The sequence below is a fragment of the Polymorphospora sp. A560 genome, assembly GCF_045781765.1.
In the GTDB taxonomy this organism is placed as follows: domain Bacteria; phylum Actinomycetota; class Actinomycetes; order Mycobacteriales; family Micromonosporaceae; genus Polymorphospora; species Polymorphospora lycopeni.
This window is the reverse complement of record NZ_CP122282.1, coordinates 4,249,277-4,275,795: the sequence shown is the minus strand read 5'-3', so window position 1 is coordinate 4,275,795 and position 26,519 is coordinate 4,249,277. Positions and strand designations below refer to the sequence as shown.

The window sequence follows — 26,519 nt, the reverse complement described above, 5'->3', positions numbered from 1 at the left end:
ATGACCGACAGCGACCGTGAGCCGTCCGCCCGCTACGGCGTACGGGTCGTACGCGACGTACGCATCCCGACCGACGACCCGGCGGTGACCCTCGCCGGAGACCTGTTCCTGCCCGACGGCGCCGGTCCGGTCCCCGCCCTGGTCTCGGTGCTGCCGTACCGCAAGGACGGGCTCGGCGGCATCGGCGGCTGGGCCTCCTACCACTGGTTCGCCGAGCGCGGCTACGCCAGCCTGCTCGTCGACTTCCGCGGCACCGGCTCCTCCGACGGCGAGCCCCGCCCACCCTTCGACCCGGCCGAGGCCGACGACGGTGTACGCGCCGTCGGGTGGGCCGCCGCCCAGCCCTGGTGCGACGGCACGGTCGGCATGTGGGGCGTCTCGTACGGCGCGGTGATGTCGCTGCGTACGGCGGCCCGCCGCCCCCCGGCGCTGAAGGCGATCATCCCGGTGCTCGGGATGATCGACCCCGAGTACGACTTCGTCCACCCGCACGGCGCCCGCGGCTGCCTCGGCTCGCTCGGCATGTGGGGCCTGAGCACCCTGCTCAGCCAGTTGCTGCCGCCGCTGCACGGCCACGACACCGTCGACGAGCAGCGGCGCTGGCGGCGCCGGCTGGAACACGCCGAGCCCTACCTGCTGGACCTGCACCGGCACGGACCCGGCGACCCGGTGTGGCGGGAGCGGGCGGTCGACCCGGCGGCGGTCGAGGTGCCGGCGTTCTGCGTCGCCGGCTGGCGCGACCTGTTCTGCGACGGCTCGATCCGCGCCTTCGAACAGTTGCCGGGCCCGAAGAAGCTGCTGGCCGGCCCGTGGATGCACACCCCGCCGCACGAGTCGCCGTTCGAACCGGTCGACTTCCACACGCTGGCGCTGCGCTGGTGGGACCGGTGGCTGCGCGGCGTCGACGCGGGGACCGGTGACGAACCGGCGGCGACCGTCTTCGTGCAGGGCCGGCCGGATCCGGCGGCCCACGACCCTGCCACCGACAGCTCTGTCACCGACGGCCCCGCCGGGCGGTCGGCGTGGCGGGCGTACGAGTCGTGGCCGCCGCCGGCGAAGGAACTGGCCCTGGCCGGCACCCCCGGCGGCGGCCTCGGCCCGGCCACCGACACCGGCCACGACCCCGGCGCCCCGGTCCTCGGCACGGTCCGGCCCGATCCGACCGTCGGGGCGCTCAGCGGGCTGTGGGGCGTCCCGACCACCGGCTTCGGCCTGCCGCTGGACCAGCACGACGACGACCTGCGCGCCCTCGCCTTCACCGGTGACCCGCTCACCGCCCCGGTGCTGGTCGCCGGCCGGCCGGTGGTCACCGTCGAGGTCGCCGGCGCCGCCGGCGACCTGGTGGTGAAGCTGACCGACGTCGACCCCGACGGCCGGTCCACGCTGATCACCGCCGGCCGCGCCGGTACCCCGCCCGGTCCGGCCGGTGACGCCGGCCCGGCACCGGCCGGCGGACCGGTCCGGGTCGTCCTGGTGCCGACCGCGTACCGGCTGCCGGCCGGGCACCGGCTGCGGGTCGTGGTCGGCGGGACCGACTTCCCCCGGCACTGGCCGGGCGCCCCGACGCGGACCCGGCTCACCCGGCTCACGCTGGCGCTGCCGGTGGTGTCGGAGACCGAGGGCACGCCGGTGACCCCGCCGGTACCGGGACCGCCGCCGGCCGGCACCGCGTCCCTGCACCTGCGCGGCACCCCGCGCTGGGACGTCACCCGCGACCTCATCCGCGACGGCGTCACCGTCACCGTCGGCGAGGACGTCGCCGCGTACGCCCCGCAGCGCCAGCACGTCCTGGAGGTGTGCAGCACGATCGCCGCCAGCGCCCAGCGGGACCACCCGGCGGCGGCCCAGGTCCGGGCGACATCGACCGCGACCGCCCGGATGAGCACCGGCGAGACCGTCGTCGTCGAGGTCGGGGTGCACGTCACCGCCGACTCGGCCGACGCGACCGGCCGGGTCACCGTCGACGGCGTCGAGACGTTCGCCCGCCGCTGGACCGCCTGACCCGAACCCTGGAACTGCGACCGAGAGGAAGTCCGATGACAGCCACCCCGGACCGGTTGACCGCCCACGTCCACGACCTGCTGGCCCGGTACGGCGACCCGGGCGCCAGCGTCGCCGCGCTGCTCTGCGACGACCATCCCGCCGACGCGGTCGCGTACACCGTCGTCGAGCCCGACCTGTCCCACACCGTGCTCACCTACGGCGAGTTGCGCGAGCGCTCCGAGCGGTGCGCCGCCGCCCTGGCCGGCCTCGGCGTCGGCCCCGGCGACCGGGTCGCCACCCTGCTCGGCAAGAGCGTCGAATACCTGGTGACGCTGCTCGGCATCTGGCGGCTCGGCGCGGTCCACGTGCCGCTGTTCACCGCCTTCGCCGCCCCGGCGATCCTCGACCGGCTCGCCGACAGCCGGGCGAAGGTGCTGGTCTGCGACGCCGACCAGCGGACCAAGCTCGCTCCCGGCGACGGCGTACCGGCCGACCCGCCGTGGCGCACCGTCGTCGTCGGCGGGGCCGCCGCACCCGACCTCGACTTCGCCGACCTGCTCGCCGCGAAGCGCCCCGCCCGGCCGGCCGCCGCGCTCGGCGGCGCCGCGCCGATCATCCACATCTACACCTCGGGCACCACCGGCCGGCCGAAGAGCGTCGTGGTGCCGACGGTGGCCCTGGCCGGCTTCCGGGCGTACGCCGAGTTCGGGCTCGACGTCCGCCCCGGCGACGTCTACTGGTGCGCGGCCGACCCCGGCTGGGCGTACGGCCTGTACTTCGGCATCCTCGGCTCGTTCACCCTCGGCGTGCCCAGCGTGCTGCTGCGCGGCGGGTTCTCGCCGGCGGCGACCTGGCAGGTGCTGGACCGGTTCGGGGTCACCAACCTGACCGCCGCGCCGACGGTCTACCGGGCGCTGCGGGCGGCGGACCTGCCGGTCCCGGACGGGCTGCGGCTGCGCTGCGCGTCCAGCGCCGGCGAGCCGCTGACCCCGGACGTCAACACCTGGGCGCGCGACGCCCTCGGCGTGCTGGTGTACGACCACTACGGCCAGACCGAGGCCGGGATGCTGATCAACAACCACCACCATCCGCTGCTGCGCCGGCCGCCACGACCGGGCTCGATGGGACACCCGATGCCGGGCTGGTCGGCCGCCGTACTGTGGCCGGACCGCGACGACGTGGCCCCGCCGGGCGTGCTTGGCCGGATCGCGATCGACCGGGCCGCGAGCCCGCTGGCCTGGTTCACCGGGTACGGCGTACCGGCCGACGGCACCGCCGGGACGGCCGGGACCGACCCGCGGTTCGCCGCGGCGACGGGGGAGAAGTTCACCGCCGACGGCCGCTGGTACCTGACCGGCGACACCGGCAGCGTCGACGACGACGGCTACTTCCACTTCTCGGCCCGCGACGACGACGTCATCATCATGGCCGGCTACCGGATCGGCCCGTTCGACGTCGAGTCGGTGCTGTGCACCCACCCGGCGGTGGTCGAGTGCGCCGTCGTCGCCGTACCCGACCAGGTCCGTGGCGAGGTGCTGGAGTCGTACGTCGTGCTGCGCGACCCGGCGCGGGCGTCGGCCGACCTGGCCGGGGAACTCCAGCGGTGGGTCAAGACCCGGTTCGCCGCGCACGCCTACCCGCGCACCGTCCACTTCGTCGACGCGCTGCCGAAGACACCGAGCGGCAAGATCCAGCGGTTCGTCCTGCGCGCCCGCCGCCGCGCCGAACTCGACGCCGTCGCGGCGGGACCCGCCGGTGGCCCGCCGGTCACGGACGGCGCCGTACCCCGGCCCGCCGTGCCTCCCACCGCCGCGTCCGCCATCGCCGCCGCCGCGCCCGCCGCCGGGGACGCCGGATGACCGCCGACCGTACCCTCACCACCGCGGACCGGCCGGCGGCCGGCACCGGCGACCCGGGTCCGGTGGGCGGCACCGGCGACCCGGGGGCGCCGGTGCTGGTCGAGCAGCGGGGCGAGGTCCGCTGGCTGCGGCTCAACCGGCCGCGGCGGCGCAACGCCATCGACCCCGCCCTGCTGTCCGCGCTGGACGCCGCGGTCGCCGCCGCGGCCACCGACCCGGACACCGCCGTCGTCGTGCTGGCCGGCACCGGCACCAGCTTCTGTGCCGGTGCCGACCTGCGCCACCTGCGGTCGGTCGCGGCCACCGGCGCCGACCCGCTCGACTTCCTCGGGCGGGTGTCCGCCTGCCTCGACCGGATCGAACGCGTCGGCAAGCCGGTCGTCGCCGCCGTACACGGGCACGTCGTCGCCGGCGGCCTCGAACTCGCGCTCGTCTGCGACGTCGTGGTCGCCCGTGAGGGCACCCTGATCGGCGACGGCCACGTCCGAAACGGGCTGCTGCCGGCCGCCGGTTCCAGCGTCCGGCTGCCGCGCCGGGTAGGCGAGCCGCTGGCCCGGTGGCTGGCGCTCACCGGCGGGCTGCTGCCGGCCGAGGCGTTCACCGCCTCCGGGTTCGTGCACGCGGTGGCACCGGCGGACCGCTTCGACGAACTGGTCGCGGCCACCGCCGGGCGGCTGGCCCGCGCCGCCGGCCCGGCCCAGACCGGGTTCAAGAACCTGCTGTACGACGTACGCGACCTGCCGGCCGGTCCGGCGCTGGCCGCCGAGCTGGACGCGTTCGGCGCGCACTGGGCGGCCACCGACATGACGGCCGCGCTGGACCGGTTCCTGGGCGCGGCAACGGGAGAGGGACGCCGATGAACCGCTACACCGGCCGGGTGGCCATGGTGACCGGCGCCGGCCAGGGCCTGGGCCGGGCGATCGCCGAACGGCTGGCCGCCGAGGGCGCGGACCTCGCCCTCGGCGACCGCAACGCCGGCACGGTCAAGGAGGCCGCCGCCGCCATCGCCGACTCCACCGGCGCCACCGTCGTGCCGTCGGCGGTCGACGTCACCGACGCCGCCGCGGTCCGGACCTGGTTCGGGTCCACGCTGGACGACTTCGGTCAGGTCGACGTCCTGGTCAACAACGCCGGGGTGTTCCGCGACAGCCGACTGGAGTTCATGACCGACGACGACTGGACGACCGTGGTCGACGTCAACCTGCGCGGCGCCTTCCACTGCGGCCGGGCCGTCTTCGGCCACATGAAACAGCGCGGGTACGGCCGCATACTGTCCCTGTCGTCGATGTCCTGGCGCGGCAACTTCGGCCAGGTGAACTACGCCGCCGCCAAGGCCGGCGTGGTCGGCCTGGCCCGTACGATCGCGCTGGAGGGCGCCGGTCACGGCGTCACCTCCAACGTCATCGCCCCCGGGCTGATCGACACGCCGATGCTCGCCGCGATGGACGCCCGCGCCCGCGACAAACTCGCCGGCCGGGTGCCGGCCCGGCGGATCGGCCGACCGGCGGAGATCGCGGCGGCGGCCGCGTACCTGTGCGCGGAGGAGGCGGCGTTCGTCACCGGCGTGGTCCTCGATGTCGACGGCGGCATCAGCATCGGCTCCAGCCTGCGCTGACGCGCGCGGGTCTACCGGTCCGTTCTCGATCGTCTGCGGTTCAGGCGCCCGACACGCCGCTCCGGGAGCGCCTGAACCGCAGACGATCACGACGGCCGTGGGCGAGGGCGCGACGGCCGGCGAACCCGGGCGCGGGGCCGTCCGGGCGGTGTTGCTGTTTCGGTCCACAGCGAATTCGCTGTGGATACGCCGAATTCGCTGTGAACCGCGACAGCGGTACCCGCCCCCGGCCGGCCGCCTGGACCGCCTGGCGGCAAGGAGGTCCTTGCCGCCGGGGCCGACGCCGGTCACGGGCTGCGACCCGGGGTCCAGGGGTCGTCGGTTCGAATCCGGCCGTCCCGACAGCGTGAGGGTTCTCGCAGGTCAGAGGCTTGCGAGCCTGCTACAAGCTGAGCCGTCGTGTCGGGCTGGCCAAGTCCAACGTGCTGCGCTACTTCGAGTCCCGCGAGGAGGTGCTGCTCGAGCTGCTTGACGCCGAGCAGCAGGACTGGCTGGCCTACCTTGATCGCACGCTGGAGTCCGGTGGCGGGACCCCGCGTGAGCGTGGCGATCGGCTCGCCGTTGTCCTGGCCGAGTCTCTCGCGCAGCGGCCTGTGCTCTGCGATCTGACCAGTGCGCACGCCAGTGTGCTCGATCACAACGTCTCCGCCGAGGTCGCCCTGCGCCACAAACGGGCTTCACGACGCACGGTCGAGGCACAGGCCCGGCTCGCCCTGCGCTACCTGCCAGAATTCGGCACGCAAGACGCCATCCGACTCGTCGCGACGACCACCCTCGTTGCCGGCGCGGCCTGGCCCTACAGCCAGCCACCCCAAGCCATGCCCGCCGCCCTACGCCGCGGACCCCGCCGTGGCGGCCATGCGCGCCGACTTCACCGACCTGCTCCGCCAAACCGTGGCAGTGACCATCTCCGGGCTCCTCGCCCGCCGCGAAAACCTGCCGGTCGGCCCCACGCCCCTCGACCCGATCCGACCCGAGCCGACCGCCGTCAGCCGAAGACCAGGCGCAGGGCGCCGAGCGTGACCAGGACGGCGAGCGTACGGCGCAGCAGCCGGTCGGGCAGCCGTCCGCCGTACCGGGCGGCGAGCCAGCCGCCGACCAGGCCGCCGGTGCCCAGCGCCAGGCCGAGCGGCCAGTGCGGGGTGTCGACCGTGGTCTGCCCGGCGATGTCGAGCGTGGCGTACGTGACCAGCCCGGTCACCGACACGGTCAGCGTGGTGACCAGGGCGGCGCCGGCGACGCGGGCGACCGGCCAGCCGGTGAGCAGCAGTGCGGCGGGCGCGGCCAGCACCGCGCCGCCGAGCCCGTAGAAGCCGCCGAGGAGCCCGCTGGCCACGCCGGTGAGCAGCAGTGCCCGCCGTACCACCGGCGACAGCTCCACATCGGACGGCCGGGCCGGACGGCGGCGCGCGAGCAGGCTGCCGCCGACGGCGACGAGCAGCACGGCGACCAGCACCCGGAAGGCGGGGGAGTCGCCGAGCAGGAAGACGTTGACCAGCGCCCCGGCGACCGCGGCGGGTGTCGCGGCGCCGACGAGGAGTCGCGTCAGCGTCCGGTCGATCCGGGGTTGCCGGAGGATGCCGACGGGGGTCGAGACGACGTTGAACAGCAGGTTGGTGGCGCTGGCGACGGTGCCGCCGAGCCCGAAAACGGTCAGCAGCACCGGCAGCAGGAGCAGTCCTCCGGAGACCCCGGTCGGGGTGCCGACCGCGGCGGCGAGGGCACCCAGCCCCACCGCCGCGACCAACTCGTAGGGGCTCAACTCTGGGTCAGGCCCCAGCGCCGGCGCAGCGCGTTGTCGAACGCGTTGAACGCGATGTCGACCAGGATGCCGATGACCAGCACCACGATGATCCAGGAGAGCAGCCGGGGCGCGTTGTTGAACTCCCGGGCGCCCTGCATGAGTACGCCGATCGACCCCTGCCCGGCGACGATGACCAGCAGCTCACCGGCCATCAGGCTGCGCCAGGCGAACGCCCAGCCCTGCTTGAGCCCGCTGACGAACGACGGCAGCGACGCCGGCAGGATCAGGAACCGGTAGAGGTTGAGCCCGCGCATGCCGAGCACCTTGCCGACCCGCAACCAGACCCGCGGCACGTAGTCGATGCCGCTGATCAGGCCGTTGGCGATCGACGGGGTGGCGCCGATGATGACCACGAACATGATCGTCGTCTCGCTGATCTGGAAGAGCAGGATCGCGAACGGGAACCAGATGATCGACGGCATGGTCTGCAGGCCGGTGATCAGCGAGCCGATCGCGGCCCGCAGCGGCCGGAACCGGGCCACCGCCGCGCCGATCAGGGTGCCGATCACGACCGCGATCAGGAAGCCGATCACGGCCCGCTGCATGGTGATGCCGATGGCCCGGGCGAACTCGGCGGTCGGGATCAGCTCCCCCATCTCCGCGAAGACGGTCAGCGGGTCGGGCAGCGCGAACGGCGGCTTCCACTCGGTGAGGTAGACGATCTGCCAGCCGGCGATGACCAGCGCGACGGCCAGGAGCTTGGGCCACAGCGAGTCCCAGACCCGGCGGCCGAGCCGGGCCGCCCGGCCCTCCTTGCTGGCCGGTCCGAGTTCGAGGGCGTCGAGCCCGGCGACCTCGTCGGTGGTGGCGGTCCGGGCGGCCGGCGGCTTCGCCAGTTCCGTACGGGACTCAGTGGGCATGGCGGGACACCTCCGTACGCAGCCGGTCGGTGATCGTCGCCGCGAGTTCGGCCACCTCGGCGGAGTCGATGCGGCGCGGTCGGGGCTGGTCGACCGGGAAGTCCTCGATGATCCGGCCGGGCCGGCTGCTGAGCAGGATGACTCGGTCGCCGAGCCGTACGGCCTCGCGGACGTTGTGGGTGACGAACAGGACGGTCAGCGACCGTTCCCGCCAGATCCGTTCCAGTTCGTCGTGCAGGATGTCGCGGGTCATCGCGTCCAGCGCGCCGAACGGCTCGTCCATCAGCAGGACGTCGGCGTCCTGGGCCAGGGCCCGGGCGAGCGCGACCCGCTGCCGCATGCCGCCGGAGAGTTCGTGCGGCCGCTTGCGGGCGAAGCCGGACAGCCGCACCGTCTCCAGCAGTTCCTCGGCCCGGCGGCGGCGCTCGTCGCGGCCGACGCCGCGCAGCCGCATGGCGATCTCGACGTTCTTCGCCACGGTCAGCCAGGGGAACAGGGCCGGTTCCTGGAACATCAGCGACACCCGGTGGCCGCCGGTGTCGATGCTTCCGCCGGAGGCCGCGTCGAGCCCGGCGACCAGTGACAGCAGCGTGCTCTTGCCACATCCGGAGGCGCCGAGCAGGCAGACGAACTCGCCACGCCGTACGTCGAGGGAGACCCGGTCCAGCGCGAGCAGCGCGGAGCGGCCCCGACCGTATGCCTTGGACACACCGTCGAGACGGACGGCCACGTCGGTGTGGCGGCCGTCCGTCCCCACGGCGGTCTGGTCGACCAGACTCACGAAGCTGTTCCCTCTCCGCTGACCTCGGGCTTGCCGCCCGCCTTGAGCAGTTCGTTGAGCGGGCCGAGGTGGTAGATCCCGGCCAGGTCGACCGGGTCGAGCAGCCCGACCTCCTCGGCGTGCTTGGCGCTGCCGTACAGCGAGGGGGCGATCGGGTCGACGGTGAACGTCAGGTTGGCGAACGACGCGGCCAGGATGTCGTCCTTGAGCGCGCTGCCGGACAGGGCCTTGAGGTGCTCGTTGGCGGCGGTCGCGGCGGCGTCGCGGTTGGTGTTGACGTAGTCGACCGCGGCGATGTGGCCCTCGAGGAGCTTCTTGACCGTCTCGGGGTTGGCGTCGAGGAACTTCTTGCTGACGATCAGGTGGGTGGTGACGAACTCGCCGCCGGGCCACTCCTCCTTCTCGTCCTTGAGCACCTTCGCCCCGTGTTCGATGATCAGCCGGCTCAGGTGCGGTTCGGGCACCCAGGCGCCGTCGAGCGCGCCGCTGCCGTACCCGGTGATGATCTCCGAGTTGGGGGTCGGCAGGATCGAGACGTCGCCGCCGCCCTGGGTGTCGGCGTTGAGCCCCTGCTGCTTGAGCCAGTAGCGCAGCGCCACGTCCTGGGTGTTGCCGAGCTGCGGCGTGGCGATCTTCTTGCCGCGCAGGTCCTGCACGCTGGTGATCTCGGGCTTGACGACCAGGGCCGCGCCGCCGGAGGTGGTGCCGGCGATGACGTGCAGCGCGCTGCCCTTGGACTGGGCCCAGCCGTTGATGGCCGGGTTCGGGCCGATGTAGGTGGCGTCGATGGCGCCGGAGAAGAGCGCCTCGATCGCCGACGGGCCGGCGTTGAAGGTGGTCGTCTCCAATGTGGTGTCGCCGAGCTTCTCGGCGAAGATCCCGTTCTGTACCCCCACCAGCGCCGGCGCGTGGGTGATGTTGGGGAAGTAGCCCAGCCGCAGCTTGGTGGCGGCGGCACCGGACCCCTCCGAGTCGCCGCCGCAGGCCGCGAGGGCGGTGGTCGCCAGTATCGCGGCCGCGGTCGCGGCGAGCAGGCGAATGCTGCGCGGAGTCATTCCATCTCCTGTTTCGTCATTGGTACGGGGGGTGTCGTGCCCGCCGGGGGAGCGGGTACGGAACGTCCGGTGAGCAGGTCGGCGAGGCTGGTGCGGTCGACGATCGCCTCGATCGCGCCGTTGACCGCGAGCCAGACACCGCCGAGGCGGGCCGCGACCCCGTGGTACGTGGCGCTCTCGGCCGGCAGACCGCGCACGGTGGTGAGCGTGCCGCCGACGGCGCGCAGCACGTCGCCGACCGAGATCGCCGTGGACGGCCGGGCCAGTGTGTAGCCGCCGTCGACCCCGCGCTGGCTGTGCAGGAGTCCGGCCCGACGCAGGTCGAGCAGGATGCCCTGCAGGAAGCTCAGCGGGATGGCCTGGTCGGCCGCGAGGTCCGCGGCCTTGGCCAGGTGTTCCGGGGCGGCGGCCACGGAGAGCATCGCCCGTAGGGCGTAGTCGCTGCGGGCCGAGACATGCACGGCGCTGGGCTCCTTCTTGCGCGATGCCCGCACCGCCATGGCTAGCGCTGACATCGCATCGCCGGTCCAATCCCTGTTTTCCCTACTTGATTGATAGGAACAGTGGACTGGGTGGGTGATCGGGTCAAGAAGGCGTTCAAATGGTGGGACGGCCGGCCCGGCCGAGGGTGACCGCTACCGCTCGTCGACGACCTCGTCGACGCCGCGCCGCGGGGTCGGCCAGCCCGGCTGGCCGTACCCGACCCGCAGCACCATCTGCGGTACGCCGACCCGCCCGCCGAGCGCCAGCCGTAGCTGCTCGCGGGCACCGGGCACCTCGATCGGCTGGGACAGCATCGACACGGCCAGCCCGGCGTCGGTGGCGGTCAGCAGCACCCGTTGCAGCGCCGCGCCGGCGGCGATCTGGTCGGTCGCGGTGTCCCGGGGCGAGCCGAGCACCGCCACCACCGGCTCGGGCTCGAAGTCGCGGCCCGGCGCGCGGGTCCGCACCCCGAACGGGCGGCCGGGCAGCAGGTCCTGCGGCTCGGTGGCCGGCCCGCCGGAACCGACCGGAACCCCGTCGTCGGCGTCGGCGTACCGGGTCCAGTTCCGCACCTCGGCCGTGTAGCCGGGCGCGGCCGTGAGCACCCGGTTGGCGGTGTGCGCGATCTCGGCCAGCGCGCCGACCGGCGCGGCCCCGACGAGCAGTTCCAGCTGGGCGTTCTCGGCCCGGGCCGCCTCGACCAGCTTCCAGCGCTGCCGGGGCGAGACCGGCACCGGCCAGAACGGGGCCCGGTTGCTGTGCCGGCGCGGGACAGCGGCGAACAGCGCCTGTTCGGCGACGGTCGGCGGGCGTGGCGGGCCGGCCACCACCCGGGCCACGACCAGTGGCTGCGCCGGGTACGGCCGCAGCCGCACCGTGCCGGGACGACCCGCCACCGCCAGCGCGAGCCGCAGGTTGAACAGCGCGGCCCCGCACCCGATCCGGGCCGCCCAACCGGTCGGGTCACCGACCGGCAGCCGCCGCGCCGGATCGAGGAGCAGTTCGATCGCCCCGTCGCACAGCCGGAACCGCCACGGCTGGGTGTTGTGCATCGACGGCGCCCGGATCGCGGCGGCCGCCGCCGCCCGCAGGTCCGCACCGGTGTAGGTCGTATCCGGCACGGCCGCCTACCCGCTGATCTCGATGACGTCGGCCGGATCGCGGCGCGGCGTGGCCGGCAGCGGTGCCGCCTCGACCGGCAGCCCGATCCGGACCGCCAGGTACGGCGTACCGACCGCGGAAAGCAGTTCGCCCAGCAGGTGCCGGGGCCACTCCCGCTCGACCGGGTCGCTGAGGACCGCCGCGGCCAGACCCGCGTCGGTGGCGGTCAGCAGCAGCGCCGACAGCGCCTCGCCGGCCCGCAGCCACGCCTCCGGCTCGTCGGTGCTGCCGAAGAGGATCCCGTACGACGCGCCCCGGTCGGTGCCCGCGCCGACGTCGAGCCCGGCCGGGTGATGGCCGATCGTGTGGTCGCGTACCGGGACCCGGCGCGGCGCCTGCCGGACCGCCGACGCCGCCGGCACACCGTCGCCGCTGCCCGCCGGCCGGGTGGTCCACCGGATCAGCTCGGCGCGGTAGTCCGGGTCGGCCAGCTCGTCGGCGGCCGCGCTGGCGGTCGCGATGGCCAGCATCGGCAACTGGTCGGGCCGGACCAGGTGCAGGTAGGTCCCGTGCAGTTCGACCGTCCGGCGCAGCCGGTCGAGCAGGACGGCCGGGACCGGGGTGTCGGCGAACGCCCGGCGGTCGGTGCGCCGGCGGCCGATCGCGTCCCGCAGCGCGGTCGCGGTCGCGCCCGGCATACCCCGGCCGATCAGGGTGATCCGGGCCAGCAGCTCCGGGTCGCCGGCCGGGTCCGGCCGCAGCGCGATCCGCACCTGCCAGCCGTCGGCGAGCAGCGCGACGTACGCGTGGTGCAGGGCGGCACCGCACGCCAGGTGCAGCAGCCGGCCGTCCCGGTCGGTCGTGCCGAGCCGCCGGCCGGGGTCGGCGCGCAGTTCCAGCGTCCGGGCCGCCGCCCGCCACCGCCAGGGCTGGGTGTTCAGCGCCGACGGGGCGCGCAGGGCGTGCCACGCCGCGGTGGCGAGCACCTGTGCGGTGGCGCTGCCGGGAAGGTCGACAGGCTCGAACATCGTGGCCTCCTGCGGGTGGACGTGCCTCCACCATCGCGCCGGCGGCCGCTTCCCGGCAGGGCCGGAAGACCTTTCCTCGTCGTACCTCCCGGCCCCGTTCAGTTACTCCCGGTGAGGGCGAGCCGGTCCGGGTGATCGGCGCCGGCCGGGTGCGGGTGCACGGTCGCGGCCGTCAACCGCGGTACGGCGTGCGTCAGCGCGTGCTCGACGTCGTGCGCGATCCGGTGTGCCGCCGCGACCCGCAGGCCGCCGTCGACGGCGACCTCCACCTCGGCCCGCAGCGTGTGGCCGATCCAGCGCAGCCGCAGCCCGTCGAGGCGTACCACGCCGGGGGTGGCGGTGACGGCCCGTTCCGCGGCCGCCGTCACCGCCGGGTCGACGCCGTCGAGCAGCCGGCCGGCGACCTCGCGGACCGCGGACCAGAGCACCGCCACGATCGCCGCGGTGATCCCCAGCCCGACGACCGGGTCGGCCCACCACCAGCCGACCGCGACGCCGCCGGCCCCGAGGAGTACGGCCAGCGACGTGAACCCGTCGGTACGCGCGTGCAACCCGTCCGCGACCAGCGCCGCCGACCCGATCTCCCGGCCGACCCGGATCCGCCACCGGGCCACCAGCTCGTTGCCGACGAAGCCGACGAGGCCGGCGAGGGCCACCCAGCCGGGATAGCGCACCGGTCGCGGGTCGAGCAGGCGGTCGACCGCCTCCCAGCCGGCGTAGACCGCCGACCCGGCGATGACCAGCACCACGAACAGGCCGGCCAGGTCCTCGGCCCGGCCCAGCCCGTACGTGAACCGCCGGGTCGCCACCCGGCGGCCGAGCAGGAACGCGATCGCCAGCGGTACGGCGGTCAGCGCGTCGGCGAAGTTGTGCACGGTGTCGCCGAGCAGGGCCACCGAGGCGGTCGGGATCACGACGGCGACCTGGGCCAGCGCGGTCACCATCAGGGCCGCGAACGACCACCAGAGCACCCGCATCCCGCGCCGGCTGGCGGCGAGCGCCGGGTCGACGACGTCGCCGGAGTCGTGGCTGTGCGGGGTCGCCGCGTGCCGGACCCGCGCCCACCACCCGCCGTGATCGTGCTCGTGGCCGTGGTCGCCGTGCCGGTGGTGCTCGCCGTGCCGGTCGTGGTCGTGCTTGTGGTCGCCGTGTGGGGCGGGGTCGCCGTGGTGGTCCGGGCCGGTCCGGTGGTCCGGTGCGTGGGTGTGGTCGTGGTGCATCGGGTGCCTCCCGGCGTCGTACCCGTCTGGCGACCGTGACACCATATGTGCTCATGTACGCACGCGACAACGCGGCAACTGCCAACGATGGGCATCAGGACCCCACGGATGCCCAGTTCGAGGCGGCGGCCACCGCCTTCCGGATGCTCGCCGACCCGACCCGGCTGCGCCTGATGTGGCGGCTACGCCAGGGCGAACACGACGTCGCCACGCTCACCGCGGCGCTGGGGGTCGCCCGGCCGGCGGTTTCGCAGCATCTGGCGAAACTGCGCCTGGCCGGCCTGGTGGCGTCCCGCCGTGACGGCCGCCGGGTGCTCTACCGGACCCGGGGCGGCCACGTACGGGCGGTGATCGCCGAAGCCCTCTTCCAGGCCGACCACCAGCTGGCCAACCACCCCGAACACGACTGACCACCAAGATCCCCGTGATCAGGGACCTGTTCCGGTGTGTCGCCGGTGTGTCGAGGTACGCCGTCCCTGATCACGAGGATGGTGAAGCCTGACGTCACCGGCCGGCGGTGTGCCGGGACAGGGCGAGGTGCATGGCGACGAAAAGGCCGCCGGCGACGAGGTGGAGCAGGATCAGCGGGCCGGCGGCGGCGCCCCGGCCGAAGGCGAACAACAGTGCCGCGGCCCCGAAACCGGCCCACCAGGCCCAGACCAGCACCGCCGGAAGACGGGTTCCCGACGCCCGCGCGGCGACCCGGGCCAGGGCCGACGGACCCAGCACCAGGTTCGCCACCGGGACGAGCCAGCCGAGCGGTGTGGTCCAGGCCGGCAGGCGGGGATCCGCGCCGCGCACCGCGTCGACGTACCGGTGCAGCCGGTACGCCCAGACCAGGTGCAGCACGACCGCGGCGGGCCCAGCGGACACGACACCGACCGTCGCCACGGCCAGGAGCGCCATCGCGAGCCGCCGCGGGGGCGGGTTGTCGAGGAAGTCGTTTACGAGATTCCCGTGCAGGTGCGGCTCGGGCAACAGCGTGAACGCGGCTCCCGCGACCATCGACACCGTGAACGCCACCCCGGACGCCAGGGCGAACCGGCCGAGGATCCGTGGCGGGCGGGCGCGCGGGGCGGCGGGTCCGACGTTCGGGACGGCGGCGGTCATCGGGTGCTCCACTTCGGACGGCGTGGTCGTGCGTACCGCACGCTAGGCACGCCCACCCGCCGTCGCCCGGGTGGATCGGATACCGGACACCCCGCCGACCCTCCCGCGACCTTGCACTTGTCGCCGGGCAAAACCGGCGAATGGAGGAGACGAGTGCAAGATCGCGGGATGAAGCGGGTCAGTTGCGGATGCGGACGGCGTCGGCGATGACGTAGCCGGCCGCCGACGTCCAGCGGCTGACCCCGACCACGTTGTAGTCGCCGGCGTTCAGGTGGAAGCTGCCCAGGTTGCGCCACTGGCCGCCGTTGATCTGCTGGTTCATCCGGATCGTCTGGTTGCCGCCGCTGGTGGCCACGATGTACGGCGTGGAGCTGTTGTAGCCGGCGTTCGCCGCCCACCAGGCGTCGACCTGGTACGTCCCGGCGCTGGGGATGTTGACCTTGAACCAGGCGGTGTCGCTGGCCAGCACCGGGTCGGCGAAGCGGTAGTCGGTGCCGTGCCGCTGGGTGGAGAAGCTCGACGTGCCCCAGTTGCCGCTGGCGGTGAACCGGCCGGCGGTGGTGTTGTCGACGATCGCGGTGAACCCGCCGCTCCCACCGGACAGCCGCGCCGCCACGTCGGCGCGCAGCTGCGGCAGCCGGGCGTAGAGCACGTCGCCGGGGCAGGCGGTCGCCATGAAGTCGCGGTGGCCGTAGATCTGGCTGGCCGGGATCGAGTACTGCTGGCAGGTGTAGGCGACCAGGTTGACCAGCGAGTTGTACAGGGCGGTCGTCGGGCCGACCGTCATGTACGTCCCCTCGTTCTCGATGCCGATCGACTGGTTGTTCTGCGCCCCGGCGTGGGTGCCGAAGACGAAGCTGCTACCACCGTTGAGTGTCTCGATGCTGCGGTGCCGGCCCTCCATGATGTGCCCGCCCCGGCTGACGGTGAACTGCTGCCCGCTGTCGATCCAGCCGTTGCTGTCCATGTGGAAGTTCTGCACCGCGCGGGCCAGCGACTGGGCGCGGGCCAGCGAGTAGTCGGTCTGGTTGGCGGTCGCGGTGTGGTGGATGATCACCTTGTTCGGCCGGCCGCTGATGAGACTGACCGGCGTACGCGGCGCCCGGGCGCCCCAGGAGGCGGTGCCGTGCATCGTCGGGCGGGCGACGGCGGCGTGGGCCGGGCTCGAGGTCAGGGTGTGCAGGCCGCCGGTGGCGGCACCGACACCGACCAGCACCGCGCCGCGCATCATGGCACGCCGGGACAGCGGGGGAAGGGACATCGATTCTCCTTGCCGTGGGGGTGGGGGTGGGGGTGGGGGTGGGGGATCAGACCTTGGTGATGCGTACGGCGTCGGCGACGACGTAGCCGGTGCCGGTGGTCCAGCGGCTGACCCCGACGACGTTGCGGTCACCGGCGGCGAGGCTGAACGTGCCGAGGCTGCGCCACTGGCCGCCGCCGGTGCGCTGGTCGACGGTCACCGACTGGTTGCCGGTCGTGGTGGCGACCAGGTACGGGGTGGCGCTGTTGTAGCCGGGGTCGGCCGGGTACCAGACCTCGACCCGGTAGCTGCCGGCGCTGGGCAGGTTGGCCGAGAACCAGGCCGGGTCGCTGGCCGCGACCGGGTTCGCGAACCGGTAGTTGGCGCCGTGCCGCTGGGCCGAGAAGCTCGACGTGCCCCAGTTGCCGCTGGCGGTGAACCGGCCGGCGGTGGCGTTGTCGACGGTGACGGTGAACGCGCCGCCGCTGCCCGGGTTCACCACCCGGCCGGCGCTGGCCGCGCTCTCGTGGTGGCGCCGGTCGAGCGCGGTCACGACGTACGTGTACGTGCCGCCGGCCGCCGCGGTGGTGTCGGTGTACGTACCGGTGGTGCCGCCGGCGCGTACGGTGGCCAGCAGGTTGCCGCCGTCGGCCAGGTCGCACGGGTCGGTCGTGCTGCCGTCGACCCGGTAGACCGCGTACGCGGCCGGGGTGGTGGTGCCGCCGCGCTGGAAGGTCAGCGAGACACCGTTGCTCACCCGGGTGGCGGCGGTGATGGTCGGCGCGGGCGGGGCGGCGCCGCCGCGACCGGCGGCGACCGGCACCAGCGCGGGCCGCCGGTAGTGGTCGTTCGCGACCCGGTCCATGCCGCCGAGCCGGTTGGCGCGGACGTCCTTGGCGCTGAAGTGGATGTCGCCGACGACCTGCGGGTGGGCGCGGTTGAGGGTGAGGTGGTTGGTGAGTTCGGCGGCGTTCTGCCAGGCCGCGTCCTGCCCGGACGCGCCGACCCGGTAGGTGGCCTGCCCGATGACCAGCTGCACGTTGGTGCCGGCGACGACGTTCGACCACCAGGGCACGAGTCTGGCGTAGTCGGCGGTGGCGAACCCGATGTGCCAGTAGACCTGCGGCGCGACGTAGTCGATCCAGTTCTGCTTCACCCAGCGCCGGGTGTCGGCGTAGATGGCGTCGTACGACTGGAGGCCGGAGGTGGGTGAGCCGAGCGGGTCGGTCGAGGCGTTGCGCCAGATGCCGAACGGGCTGATGCCGAACTTGACCCACGGCTTGGCGGCCCGGATCTTCTGGCTCATCTCCTGCACCAGCCGGTCGACGTTGTTGCGCCGCCAGTCGCCGATGTTGGCGAAGCCGGACCCGTGCTGGGCGTAGGTGGCCTGGTCGGGGATCTGGGTGCTGCCCGACGGGTACGGGTAGAAGTAGTCGTCCCAGTGCACCGCGTCGATGTCGTACCGGTTGACGGCGTCCATCATGGCGTCCTGGACGAACGCGCGGACGGCGGGGATGCCGGGGTTGTAGTAGAGCTGGCCGTTGTAGGCGAAGACCCAGCTCGGGTTGCGGCGGGCCGGGTGGCTGGCGACCAGCCGGGACGGGTCGGCGTGGGTGGCGACCCGGTACGGGTTGAACCAGGCGTGGAACTCGATGTTGCGGGCGTGTGCCTCGGCGACCATGAAGGCCAGCGGGTCGTAGCCGGGGTTGCCGCCCTGGGTGCCGGTCAGGTACTGCGACCAGGGTTCGAGGGTCGACGGCCAGAAGGCGTCGGCGGTGGGTCGGACCTGCACGACGACGGCGTTCATCTTCCGCTGCTGGGCCAGGTCGAGCCAGGACCGGAACTCGGCCTGCTGGGCGGCGACCGACAGCCCGGTGCGGCTGGGCCAGTCGATGTTGGCGACGCTGGAGATCCACATCGCGCGGAACTGCCGCTTGGGGGTGGCGGGGTCGGTGGCGCAGGCGGCCGCGACGACGGTCCCCGCGGTGGTGGCACCCTGGCCCGCGCCGGCCGGTGCCGCCGGGCCGAGCACGGTCGGGAGCATGACGGCGGCCAGTACGGCGGCCGCGAGTCGGAACGATGATTCTCGATTCGTCCGCATGGGAGGAAATCTTCATCATCGCCCCTGTTGTTGGCAAGACTTTTCCATGACAAAGTTTCGGCGCCTGCCCGCCGCCGCACCACCGCCCCCCGATCTTGCAGATATCTCCTCCCTTCATCGGATTTGTCGGGCGACAAGTGCAAGATCGCGGGATGCCGGTGCGACACACCGGCCCGGCCGGACCTGCCGACGCGTTCGCACACCTGTCGGGTAGCTTCGTCTCCGGTCCTGACCGCAGCGTTCGACAGGAGAAGTTCTTTCGCATGGGTAAGAAGACGGTTCATGTCTCCGACTTCAGTGGCGAGGTCATCCCGCCCGGCGACCGGGTGGTGTCACTCGTCGTCCTGGAGCATCCCGACCTGGTCGCCGGACCCGTGCGGTTGGACGCCCGACCGGTCGAGATCGAGAGCATCGACGACGCGGCCCTCGACGTCGCCGTCGTCGAGATCCACGACGGTCCCGATGGCAGCGAGCCGCGCCGGGTCGTACTGACCGCGAGCGAGTTCGACGAGCTGGCGACCGACACCCAGATGGCGCAACTGCTGCGGACCGCCGAGCGGGTCCGGCCGGCGAAGACGACCCGCCGGACCGAGCGGATCGACTACGGCACCCTCGAACACGCCGGCAAGCCGCATCGGGGCAAGGTCACCGACGAGGAGGCCCGGCTGGTCCGCGAGCACCTGGACGAGGTCAACAAGCGGCTCGCCGACGAGGGCGTACGGCAGATCGACCCGGACGACCCGGACCTCGCCGCCCGCTACGGCTTCCCGGCCCCGCCGCCGGCCGCCGTCGTGGCCTGACCCGGTTCACGATCGCCCGCGGGTGCCTCCCCGGCCGGGGAGGCACCCGCGACGGTTCAGTCCAGGTACGCCAGCATCTGCTGGATCTGTGCCGTACGCGACAGGTCGACCCGCTCGGCCAACTGGCGGGCCTCCGGGTTGGTCCCGTACTTGGTCTGGTTGCGGGCCATCTCGACCGCGTTGTGCTGGTGACCGATCAGCAGGTTGAGGAACCGCTTCTCGAACTCCGCGCCGGAGACGGTGTCCAGCGCTCCGATTAGGTCCTCGCTGGTCAGCGGCAGGCCGCCGTGGTCGGCGTGCAGATGCTCGGCCGGATCCGCCTCCGTCGCCTCGCCCCAGCCGCGCAGCCACGACCGCATCGTCTCCACCTCGGCGGCCTGGGTCACCTCGATGGCCGCGGCGAGGGTGCGTACCTCGTCCCGGGTCGCCCGGTCGGCGGCGAGCCGTACCACGGTCAGGCCCTGCTCGTGGTGGGTGACAAGCATCTGCAGGAACATGACGTCGGCCGCGTTGTGCGGCCCGGTGTTCGGCGCGTGCGTGGCTGACTCCGTGGCCGGCGCGGCCGGCGGTGGCGGGGCGGCGGGCCGGCCGGCCGGGGCCGCGGTGCCCGCGCAGCCGGCGAGCAGCAGCAGCGCCGCGAGGGCGGCGGTTCCTCGCGCCAGCGCGTACATCGGTGTCTCCTTCCGGACCGGCGAACCGGGTGGGTCCGCGGGGACCCACCCGGTCGGTGTCAGACCTGCTGCCAGAGGGCGGCCACGTGCGGCGGCTCCCAGCCGGCGATGGCGGTGTGCGCCTGCCGGCAGCGGTAGGTGACGCCGTTGTAGGTCACCTGGTCGCCGACGCGGTAGGCGGTGCCGGCCCGCCAGGTGCCGCCGGTCTGCGGCGGGTTGGTGGGGCCGGTGGTCGGCGGCGGGTTGGTCGGCGGCGGCGTGGTCGGCGGCGGGTTGCCGGTGCCGCCACCGATCTGGAGGTCGACGCAGACGTAGAACGCCATCGGGGTGTCCGCGACGTTCCAGACGGCGAGCAGCTTCTGCCGGCCGGAGAAGCCGCTCAGGTTGACCTGGTGCGTCACGGTCGGACCGGGCTGCCGGCCGCCGTCGTTGAACTGGGCCACCCGGGTGTTGCCGATGTAGTACTCCCAGGTGCTGGTGGCGTGCCGGGCGGTGATGACCCAGTTGAACGTGGTCGTACCGCTGACGTTGGTGACCCGCCAGCCCTTGCTGTCGTTGTCGAGTACGGAGAAGCGGGCGTTGCCGCCGCTGCAACTCCGCAGGCCCTTCGGGCCCTCGACGCTCTGCGGCTCCCACTGGATGTCGCCGCAGTTCGTGACGATCCCCTGCGCGCACTGGGCCTGACGGCTCGGTGGCGAGGAGATGTAGCCGTGCGCCTGGGCCGGCGCGGCGATCGCCAGTGAGGTGAGCACGGTGCCCACCACCAGGATCGGTAGTGCGATCAGTCTTCGCATGGACGAACTCCTTCTCCGCGGGGGTACGGACCCTCCTCGGCGCGGTGGCCGACGCGCCGGGAGGGCTTCCAAGGGGTGTCGAGAGCCGTTCGGCCGGAATGCGTCACCCAACCGGCTATCGATCGCCATGCATCACAACATAAAGTAAACAATCTTAACAGTAAATACCCATTTCTGTTTGCCGCCGCTGCGCTGCTCCGTGGGTCGCGGGGCTCTTCTCGTTGATCAAGGAGTTGTCGTGCGGCAAAGCGGTCAGAACGGGCACGGTTTCCCCTGGATCGACGCCCGCGCCGGGGCGGCCGTGGACGCCCCGCCCGCCCCGCCCGCCCCGCCCGGGCGGGCCGGGGAGGGCGGGACGGGCGGACCGCCCGGGGAGGGCGGGGCGGACGGACGGAGGGGCGGCGCGGGTGGGTACGGCGCGGCTAGGCTGCGGATCGGAAGGCGGAGGGCGGGATGAGCAGCGGAACTGTGATCGACCTCGGGACGCGTGACCACGAACTCCCGGCCGAGCCCGAGCCGCCCCGCCCGGTGCTGCTCCGACATCTGCGTACGGTCGTGACGGCGCTCGCCGTCGCGCTCGTGCTCGCCACCGGTGGATCGGGCCCACCGCCCGCCCCCGTCCTCGCGGAGGTGGCCGTGCTGCCGACCGCGGGCGCGCACCAGCACTTCCTGTTCGGCGACCGGCTCTACACCCTCGCCCCCGAGCCCGGCGGTGCGCGGCTGGTCCTGAGCGCGCACGACCTCGACCGCGACACGCCACTGTGGAGCGCCCCGGTCGGGCCGGAGGTCCGCGTCACCGACTATCCGCGGCCGGCGGCACAGCTCCAGCCGGTCGGCGATCAACTGCTCGTCCACATCAACGACGGCACGTCCGCGGTCGACGCCGCCAATGGCCGTACCCGGTGGTCGGTGCCGCACCAGATCACCGACGTCAGGGGCGGCGGGGTGGGGCTGAGCAGCCAGCCGGTCTGGTCGTCCACCCGGGCTCCCGCCGACCGGCGGGCCGTCGTCGCCCGGGTCGACCCGGCGACCGACCCGGTGACCGGTTCGGTGCCATCGCCCGACGAACCCCGACGGTTCCAGCTCGACCCGGCCACCGGCATGGTGATCGCGGTACCGCCGGCCGGCATGTCCGTGCGCGCCTTCGACCTCGCCGACGGCGCCGAGCTGTGGACCGCCGACCTCGTCCGGTCCGGGGTGCTCCTGGCCGGGGCGGCCACGCCGACCGTCGCCGTGGTGACGATGGACGGCGGGATCGAGCTGCGCGACGCGCGTACCGGGGCGGCACGGCACCGGCGACCCGCCGAGCCCGGCCGCCCGGCGACCAGCGCCGTCGGCGCCGGCGGTCTGGTCCTGGTCCGCGACACCTCGCCGGCCGTCGACGCGTACGACGCCGACACCCTGGAACCCGTCTGGCGTACGCCGGTGCGGCCGGACGAGGAATGGGCCCTGGTCTGCGGCACCCGGATCTGCGTCCGCAGCGAGGTCCAGACGTCGCTGCTCGACCCGATGACCGGGGTGCTGCTCGGCCGGGTGGCGCTCGACGGGCACCTGACCAGCCGGGGCGGGCACCTGATCGCGCTCGCCTCGCTCGGCGAGGGCTTCGTGGACCACACCGTCGACCCGGCCACCGGAGAGCGCCTGGTCAGCCTGTCGGCCTGGCCGAAGATGGCCGTGGCCCTCGACGACTCGCCGGCCGTGCTGACCAGGTTCGCCGGCGGGCCGCGGCGGCTGTGGTTCGCCGTACTCGATCCCGGCGCGACCGCCGTCCGCCCGCTCGGGGTGGTCGCGCACCGGTCGTACGGCTGCCAGTCGTCGCGTACCCACATCGTCTGCCGGACCCGCACCGACGAACTACGCGCCTGGCGCTACCGCTGACCCGCCGGGGCACCGCGCGCCCGGCCCGCGTTCTAGGCTGCCCACGTCGTCGGCGGAGGGGGAGCGGATGAGCGCCGGACCGGTAGTGATCGACCTCGGGGTACGCACCCACGAACCGCCGGCCGAGCCCGCACCGTCCCGCCCGGCGCTGGCCAGACACCTGCGTACGGCGGTCACCGCGCTCGTCGTCGCGCTCGTGCTCGCGGTCGGTGGGTCGGCACCACCGCCCGGGCCGGCCCTGGTCGAGGTCGCGGCACCACCGACCTCGATCTGGCAACAGGAACTGCTCGTCGGTGACCGGCTCTACGTCGTCCACCCGCCGACGGCGCGGTCGTCGCGGCGCACCGTCACCGCGTACGACCTGACCCGTGGCGCCGATCTCTGGACCACCCCGATCGGCGTCGAGATCCGTGCCCTCGGCCCCGAGGGTGAGGCGGCGCTTTCGATCGCCGGAGAGCGTCTGCTGGTCCACACCGAGGACCGGACGTTCGTCCTCGACACCGCCAGCGGTCGGCTCCGGGCGTCGGTGCCGCACCACGTCACCGGTGGCGAGGCTGGAAACGTCGGCCTGGTCCGCGAGCCGGTCTGGAGTTTCGCTTCCGGTGACCCGGCCTCGGACGCCACCGTCCGGGTCGTCAGCGGCGCCACCGGAGAGATCCTGCACGTGACCGCCGTCCGGCCCGGCGAAGCCCCGCGGTTCAGCGTGCAGGTCGACGGGGTGTCGGTGCGGGCGTTCGATCTGGACACCGGCACCGAGCTGTGGGCCACCGGACCGGTCACCGCCGGGGAGTTGCTGCCGGGTGAGCCGCCGTCGGTGGCGGTGCTGACACGCGACGGCGTCCTCGAGGTACGCGACGCGCGGACCGGCGCGGTACGGCACTCCCGCGCCGGCGCCGTGGACGGGGCGACGGGCTGGCTGGGGGTCGCCGGCGACCTGGTCCTGGCACAGACCGAGTCGTCGGAGGTGACCGCGTATGCCGCCGGCACGCTGGAAACGGTCTGGCGCGCAACGCTGCCCGGGCGCGGAGCGGCGTACGGCTGCGGTGCCGTGGTCTGTGTCGCGATGGCGGGCCGGAGCCTGCTGATCGACGCCGGCAGTGGCCGCCCGCTCGGCGAGGTCGTCGCCAACGGCCATCTCGACAGCCGGGGCGGGCACCTGCTCCGGCTCGGTCCACGCGAGGGAGAACTCGACCACACGGTGGATCCGTACTCCGGCCGGCCGCTGGTCGACCTGTCGGACTGGCCGGAGCCGGTCGTCCCCGGCGACGAGTCGCGGCTCGTCCTGACCCGGCTCGACCGGCGGCTGGACCGGGCCTGGTTCGCCGTCCTCGAACCGGGGGCGACGCGGATCCGGGTGCTCGGGACGGTGCCGCACCCGGCCACCGGCTGCCAGTCGTCGGCCACCCACATCGCCTGCCGGACCGAGAACGGGCTCCGCGTCTGGACCTACCGCTGACCCGCCCCGTTCCTTGGTCGACGGGCGGCTTCGCCTCGCCAAGATCCGCGTGAGCAGGGGGTTTCGCGGGCGACTCGCCGACGACACGCCCGACGTACTCCCTGATCACGCGGATCTTGGGGCGGCTCAAGCGGCCTTGCCGTCAGTGGGTGGGGATGTGGGTGGTGTCCAGGCGCTTGCGGAAGACCCAGTACGTCCAGCCCTGGTAGAGGAGCACGATCGGGGTGAAGACCGCCGCCACCCAGGTCATGATGGTCAGCGTGTACGGCGTCGACGACGCGTTCGCCGTGGTCAGCGTCCCGGCCGGGTCCAGTGTGGACGGCATCACCTCCGGGAACAGGGCGGTGAACAGGGTCGCCACGGTCAGCGCGATCGCGGTCGCCGTACCGGCGAAGGCCCAGCCCTCCCGGCGTACCCGGTTGGCGGCCAGGCCGGCGACCAGGGCGACGGCGGCGAGCACCGCGAGCACGACGGCGGCCGGGTTGGCCCGCAGCACCAGCGACCAGACCAGGAACGTGCCGGCGAGCAGCACCGCCACCAGGCCGGCCCGTCCGGCCAGCCGGTTCGCCCGCTCGCGGATGTCGCCGGCGGTCTTCAGCGCCAGGAACAGCGCACCGTGCGTGACGAAGACCGCGAGGAACGTCGCCCCGCCGAGCAGCCCGTACGGGTTGAGCAGGGTGAGCAGCCCGCCGGCGTACTCGTGGTCGGCGGTCAGCGGCACGCCCCGGAAGATGTTCGCGAACGCGACGCCCCACAGCACCGCCGGCGCCACCGAGCCGATCGTGATCGCCCAGTCCCAGCGGTCCTTCCAGCCGGCGTGGTCGCGGCCGTGCCGGTATTCGAACGCGACCCCGCGCACGATCAGCGCGAGCAGGATCAGCAGCAGCGGCAGGTAGAAGCCGGAGAACAGGGTCGCGTACCACTCCGGGAACGCGGCGAACATGGCGCCGCCGGCGGTGATCAGCCACACCTCGTTGCCGTCCCAGACCGGGCCGATCGTGTTGATCAGGACGCGGCGCTCCCGGTCGTCGCGGCCGAGCACGCGCAGCAGCACGCCGACCCCGAAGTCGAAGCCCTCCAGGACGAAGTAGCCGGTGAACAGGACGGCGATCAGCAGGAACCAGAAGGTGGACAGTTCCACGGGATGCTCCGGGGTCAGTAGGCGAAGGCGAGCGGGCGGTCCTCGTCGGCGTCACGGTCGCCGTCGTGGTCGTCGTCGGGCGGCGGCGCGACCGCCGGCAGCCCGCGCCTGGCGTACGTCAGCAGCAGCCGGACCTCGACGACGGCGAGGATCGCGTAGATCAGGGTGAACGCGGTGAACGAGGTCAGCACCTCGGTCAGCGACACGCTGCGGGACACCCCGTCCCGGGTCAGCATCTCGCCGAACACGATCCACGGCTGGCGGCCCATCTCGGTGAAGATCCAGCCGAAGGCGTTGGCGGCCAGCGGCAGCAGCGGCAGGACCAGGCCGGCCCGCAGCAGCCACTTCGACGACGGGGTACGCCCGCGCCGCTGCGCCCAGAGCACCAGCAGCGCGACCAGTGCCGCCGCGAGCCCGAAGCCGATCATGAGGCGGAAGCTCCAGTACGCGACCGGGATCATCGGCGCGTAGTCGCCGGGCCCGTACTGCGCGGCGTACTGCGCCTGGAGGTCGTTGATGCCGTGGACCTCGCCGTCGACGTCGCCGGTGGACAGCCAGGAGAGCAGGTACGGGATCTTCAGCGCGAACACCTCGCGCCCACCGTCCAGGCTGCCGACGGTGAGCACCGAGAAGGCGGCCGGCGACTCGGTGTCGTAGAGACCTTCGGCGGCGGCCATCTTCATCGGCTGCACCTGCGTCATGATCTTGCTTTGGATGTCGCCGGTGACCAGTACGGCCGCGGTGGCGACCAGCGTGACGACCGCGCCGAACCTCGTCGCGAACCGGTGCGCCGGCGTCTCGTCGGTCACCCCCCGGCGCATCACGTGCCACAGCGACACGCTGACGATCAGCGACCCGGCGACCAGGAACGCCCCGGCGATCGTGTGCGGGAAGGTGATCAGCGCGACCTTGTTGGTCAGCACCGCCACGAAGTCGGTGAGTTCGGCCCGCCCGCTCTCCGGGTCGATCCGGTAGCCGACCGGGTTCTGCATGAACGAGTTCGCGGCCAGGATGAAGTACGCGCTCAGCACACTCCCGATCGCCGCCGCCCAGATCGTGGCCAGGTGTACGCGTTTCGGCAGCCGGTCCCAGCCGAAGATCCACAGGCCGAGGAAGGTGGATTCGAGGAAGAACGCGAGTAGTGCCTCGATCGCGAGGGGGGCGCCGAAGATGTCGCCGACGAAGCGGGAGTAGTCGCTCCAGTTCATCCCGAACTGGAACTCCTGCACGATGCCGGTGACGATCCCCATCGCGAAGTTGATCAGGAAGAGCTTGCCGTAGAACTTGGTGAGCTTGAGGTAGCGCTCGTTGCCGGTGCGCAGCCACATCGTCTGGAGCACCGCGACCAGCGGACCGAGTCCGATGGTCAGCGGCACGAACAGGAAGTGGTAGACCGTGGTGACCCCGAACTGCCAGCGGGCCACGTCCAACGCGTCCATGCCTTCGAAACCCCTCGTCGCGCGACCGGCCACCTGCCGGCGATCCTCAGCGATCGTCCGCGCGGCGGGCGGTCACCCGGCAGGGCCGAAGGTCACCCAC

General features: G+C 73.4%; 23 protein-coding genes, 1 tRNA gene and 1 pseudogene. 10 read left to right on the top strand and 15 right to left on the bottom strand.

Annotated features, from left to right (window positions below):
* From QCD66_RS19075 to QCD66_RS19050, 6 genes and pseudogenes are all read left to right on the top strand, one after another.
* Window positions 1-2,001 carry a CocE/NonD family hydrolase gene (locus QCD66_RS19075; RefSeq protein WP_375737204.1) on the top strand — a complete coding sequence of 667 codons (2,001 nt, stop codon included), beginning with the start codon at window positions 1-3 and terminating at the stop codon, window positions 1,999-2,001.
* Window positions 2,002-2,036: 35 nt separating this feature from the next.
* A complete protein-coding gene (locus QCD66_RS19070) occupies window positions 2,037-3,842 on the top strand; it encodes an AMP-binding protein (protein ID WP_407566706.1) in 1,806 nt (601 codons plus the stop codon).
* Window positions 3,839-4,702: an enoyl-CoA hydratase/isomerase family protein gene (locus QCD66_RS19065; RefSeq protein ID WP_407566705.1), complete on the top strand. Its 864-nt coding sequence runs from the start codon at window positions 3,839-3,841 to the stop codon at window positions 4,700-4,702. The genes QCD66_RS19070 and QCD66_RS19065 overlap by 4 nt, the downstream gene beginning before the upstream one ends.
* Entirely contained in the window at window positions 4,699-5,457 is a 759-nt protein-coding gene (locus QCD66_RS19060; RefSeq protein WP_375736686.1) for an SDR family oxidoreductase, read from the top strand. Before QCD66_RS19065 ends, QCD66_RS19060 begins: the two co-directional genes overlap by 4 nt.
* Before the next feature lie 272 nt (window positions 5,458-5,729).
* Window positions 5,730-5,799 (top strand) — tRNA-Pro (locus QCD66_RS19055).
* A gap of 80 nt (window positions 5,800-5,879) precedes the next feature.
* Window positions 5,880-6,302: pseudogene (locus QCD66_RS19050) on the top strand (TetR/AcrR family transcriptional regulator); the annotation flags it as partial.
* Window positions 6,303-6,445: 143 nt separating this feature from the next.
* On the opposite strand, the gene QCD66_RS19045 reads toward QCD66_RS19050, so the two are convergent.
* The 8 genes from QCD66_RS19045 to QCD66_RS19010 form a co-directional block, all read right to left on the bottom strand.
* Complete coding sequence (locus tag QCD66_RS19045) at window positions 6,446-7,219, bottom strand: TSUP family transporter (protein WP_364206205.1); 774 nt, start codon at window positions 7,217-7,219, stop codon at window positions 6,446-6,448.
* Window positions 7,216-8,121, bottom strand: coding sequence for an ABC transporter permease (locus QCD66_RS19040; RefSeq protein WP_375736685.1), 906 nt, complete (start codon window positions 8,119-8,121; stop codon window positions 7,216-7,218). The genes QCD66_RS19045 and QCD66_RS19040 overlap by 4 nt, the downstream gene beginning before the upstream one ends.
* Complete coding sequence (locus QCD66_RS19035; RefSeq protein WP_375736684.1) at window positions 8,111-8,902, bottom strand: ABC transporter ATP-binding protein; 792 nt, start codon at window positions 8,900-8,902, stop codon at window positions 8,111-8,113. Before QCD66_RS19035 ends, QCD66_RS19040 begins: the two co-directional genes overlap by 11 nt.
* Complete coding sequence (locus QCD66_RS19030; protein ID WP_364206199.1) at window positions 8,899-9,957, bottom strand: ABC transporter substrate-binding protein; 1,059 nt, start codon at window positions 9,955-9,957, stop codon at window positions 8,899-8,901. The genes QCD66_RS19035 and QCD66_RS19030 overlap by 4 nt, the downstream gene beginning before the upstream one ends.
* Window positions 9,954-10,418 (bottom strand): Rrf2 family transcriptional regulator, encoded by a 465-nt coding sequence (locus QCD66_RS19025; protein WP_364206196.1) that lies wholly within the window; start codon window positions 10,416-10,418, stop codon window positions 9,954-9,956. The genes QCD66_RS19030 and QCD66_RS19025 overlap by 4 nt, the downstream gene beginning before the upstream one ends.
* Window positions 10,419-10,592: 174 nt before the next feature.
* On the bottom strand, window positions 10,593-11,561 hold the full coding sequence (locus QCD66_RS19020; RefSeq protein WP_364206194.1) for an Acg family FMN-binding oxidoreductase: 969 nt from the start codon (window positions 11,559-11,561) through the stop codon (window positions 10,593-10,595).
* 6 nt (window positions 11,562-11,567) lie between these two features.
* Window positions 11,568-12,569, bottom strand: coding sequence for an Acg family FMN-binding oxidoreductase (locus QCD66_RS19015; protein WP_375736683.1), 1,002 nt, complete (start codon window positions 12,567-12,569; stop codon window positions 11,568-11,570).
* Between the two features lie 98 nt (window positions 12,570-12,667).
* Window positions 12,668-13,789, bottom strand: coding sequence for a cation diffusion facilitator family transporter (locus QCD66_RS19010; RefSeq protein WP_375736682.1), 1,122 nt, complete (start codon window positions 13,787-13,789; stop codon window positions 12,668-12,670).
* A gap of 53 nt (window positions 13,790-13,842) precedes the next feature.
* Between QCD66_RS19010 and QCD66_RS19005 the strand changes: the two genes are divergently transcribed.
* Window positions 13,843-14,199: a metalloregulator ArsR/SmtB family transcription factor gene (locus QCD66_RS19005; protein WP_364206185.1), complete on the top strand. Its 357-nt coding sequence runs from the start codon at window positions 13,843-13,845 to the stop codon at window positions 14,197-14,199.
* Between the two features lie 94 nt (window positions 14,200-14,293).
* Here QCD66_RS19005 and QCD66_RS19000 read toward each other — a convergent pair whose 3' ends face one another.
* The 3 genes from QCD66_RS19000 to QCD66_RS18990 all read right to left on the bottom strand — a co-directional run bounded on the left by QCD66_RS19000 (window position 14,294) and on the right by QCD66_RS18990 (window position 18,240).
* Window positions 14,294-14,899, bottom strand: a complete 606-nt coding sequence (locus QCD66_RS19000) for a DUF4328 domain-containing protein (RefSeq protein WP_375736681.1) — start codon at window positions 14,897-14,899, stop codon at window positions 14,294-14,296.
* 178 nt (window positions 14,900-15,077) lie between these two features.
* Window positions 15,078-16,160: an N-acetylmuramoyl-L-alanine amidase gene (locus QCD66_RS18995; protein WP_364206179.1), complete on the bottom strand. Its 1,083-nt coding sequence runs from the start codon at window positions 16,158-16,160 to the stop codon at window positions 15,078-15,080.
* Between the two features lie 46 nt (window positions 16,161-16,206).
* A complete protein-coding gene (locus tag QCD66_RS18990) occupies window positions 16,207-18,240 on the bottom strand; it encodes a family 10 glycosylhydrolase (protein WP_375736680.1) in 2,034 nt (677 codons plus the stop codon).
* 263 nt (window positions 18,241-18,503) lie between these two features.
* Between QCD66_RS18990 and QCD66_RS18985 the strand changes: the two genes are divergently transcribed.
* Complete coding sequence (locus QCD66_RS18985; protein WP_375736679.1) at window positions 18,504-19,040, top strand: hypothetical protein; 537 nt, start codon at window positions 18,504-18,506, stop codon at window positions 19,038-19,040.
* A gap of 56 nt (window positions 19,041-19,096) precedes the next feature.
* On the opposite strand, the gene QCD66_RS18980 is transcribed toward QCD66_RS18985, so the two are convergent.
* Together QCD66_RS18980 and QCD66_RS18975 are read right to left on the bottom strand one after the other, a co-directional pair.
* Window positions 19,097-19,711, bottom strand: a complete 615-nt coding sequence (locus QCD66_RS18980) for a DUF305 domain-containing protein (protein WP_407566704.1) — start codon at window positions 19,709-19,711, stop codon at window positions 19,097-19,099.
* Between the two features lie 59 nt (window positions 19,712-19,770).
* Window positions 19,771-20,505 carry a lytic polysaccharide monooxygenase gene (locus tag QCD66_RS18975; protein ID WP_375737362.1) on the bottom strand — a complete coding sequence of 245 codons (735 nt, stop codon included), beginning with the start codon at window positions 20,503-20,505 and terminating at the stop codon, window positions 19,771-19,773.
* A gap of 453 nt (window positions 20,506-20,958) precedes the next feature.
* Between QCD66_RS18975 and QCD66_RS18970 the strand changes: the two genes are divergently transcribed.
* Window positions 20,959-22,383: a PQQ-binding-like beta-propeller repeat protein gene (locus QCD66_RS18970; RefSeq protein WP_375736309.1), complete on the top strand. Its 1,425-nt coding sequence runs from the start codon at window positions 20,959-20,961 to the stop codon at window positions 22,381-22,383.
* Between the two features lie 67 nt (window positions 22,384-22,450).
* Window positions 22,451-23,839, top strand: a complete 1,389-nt coding sequence (locus QCD66_RS18965; RefSeq protein WP_375736308.1) for a PQQ-binding-like beta-propeller repeat protein — start codon at window positions 22,451-22,453, stop codon at window positions 23,837-23,839.
* Window positions 23,840-23,981: 142 nt separating this feature from the next.
* Here the strand turns inward: QCD66_RS18965 and cydB are convergent, their stop codons facing one another.
* The gene (gene cydB, locus QCD66_RS18960; protein WP_375736307.1) at window positions 23,982-24,980 is read right to left on the bottom strand and encodes a cytochrome d ubiquinol oxidase subunit II; all 999 of its coding nucleotides are present in this window, start codon (window positions 24,978-24,980) and stop codon (window positions 23,982-23,984) included.
* A gap of 14 nt (window positions 24,981-24,994) precedes the next feature.
* Window positions 24,995-26,419, bottom strand: coding sequence for a cytochrome ubiquinol oxidase subunit I (locus QCD66_RS18955; protein WP_407566703.1), 1,425 nt, complete (start codon window positions 26,417-26,419; stop codon window positions 24,995-24,997).
* Between the last annotated feature and the right edge of the window lie 100 nt (window positions 26,420-26,519).

Bases quoted from the DNA above. Each gene is read 5' to 3' on its own strand.
- QCD66_RS19075 (WP_375737204.1), top strand. From the start codon at position 1: ATGACCGACAGCGACCGTGAGCCGTCCGCCCGCTACGGCGTACGGGTC.
- QCD66_RS19070 (WP_407566706.1), top strand. From the start codon at position 2,037: ATGACAGCCACCCCGGACCGGTTGACCGCCCACGTCCACGACCTGCTG.
- QCD66_RS19065 (WP_407566705.1), top strand. From the start codon at position 3,839: ATGACCGCCGACCGTACCCTCACCACCGCGGACCGGCCGGCGGCCGGC.
- QCD66_RS19060 (WP_375736686.1), top strand. From the start codon at position 4,699: ATGAACCGCTACACCGGCCGGGTGGCCATGGTGACCGGCGCCGGCCAG.
- QCD66_RS19040 (WP_375736685.1), bottom strand. From the start codon at position 8,121: ATGCCCACTGAGTCCCGTACGGAACTGGCGAAGCCGCCGGCCGCCCGG.
- QCD66_RS19030 (WP_364206199.1), bottom strand. From the start codon at position 9,957: ATGACTCCGCGCAGCATTCGCCTGCTCGCCGCGACCGCGGCCGCGATA.
- QCD66_RS19015 (WP_375736683.1), bottom strand. From the start codon at position 12,569: ATGTTCGAGCCTGTCGACCTTCCCGGCAGCGCCACCGCACAGGTGCTC.
- QCD66_RS19010 (WP_375736682.1), bottom strand. From the start codon at position 13,789: ATGCACCACGACCACACCCACGCACCGGACCACCGGACCGGCCCGGAC.
- QCD66_RS19005 (WP_364206185.1), top strand. From the start codon at position 13,843: ATGTACGCACGCGACAACGCGGCAACTGCCAACGATGGGCATCAGGAC.
- QCD66_RS19000 (WP_375736681.1), bottom strand. From the start codon at position 14,899: ATGACCGCCGCCGTCCCGAACGTCGGACCCGCCGCCCCGCGCGCCCGC.
- QCD66_RS18995 (WP_364206179.1), bottom strand. From the start codon at position 16,160: ATGTCCCTTCCCCCGCTGTCCCGGCGTGCCATGATGCGCGGCGCGGTG.
- QCD66_RS18990 (WP_375736680.1), bottom strand. From the start codon at position 18,240: ATGCGGACGAATCGAGAATCATCGTTCCGACTCGCGGCCGCCGTACTG.
- QCD66_RS18985 (WP_375736679.1), top strand. From the start codon at position 18,504: ATGGGTAAGAAGACGGTTCATGTCTCCGACTTCAGTGGCGAGGTCATC.
- QCD66_RS18980 (WP_407566704.1), bottom strand. From the start codon at position 19,711: ATGTACGCGCTGGCGCGAGGAACCGCCGCCCTCGCGGCGCTGCTGCTG.
- QCD66_RS18975 (WP_375737362.1), bottom strand. From the start codon at position 20,505: ATGCGAAGACTGATCGCACTACCGATCCTGGTGGTGGGCACCGTGCTC.
- QCD66_RS18970 (WP_375736309.1), top strand. From the start codon at position 20,959: ATGAGCAGCGGAACTGTGATCGACCTCGGGACGCGTGACCACGAACTC.
- QCD66_RS18965 (WP_375736308.1), top strand. From the start codon at position 22,451: ATGAGCGCCGGACCGGTAGTGATCGACCTCGGGGTACGCACCCACGAA.
- QCD66_RS18955 (WP_407566703.1), bottom strand. From the start codon at position 26,419: ATGGACGCGTTGGACGTGGCCCGCTGGCAGTTCGGGGTCACCACGGTC.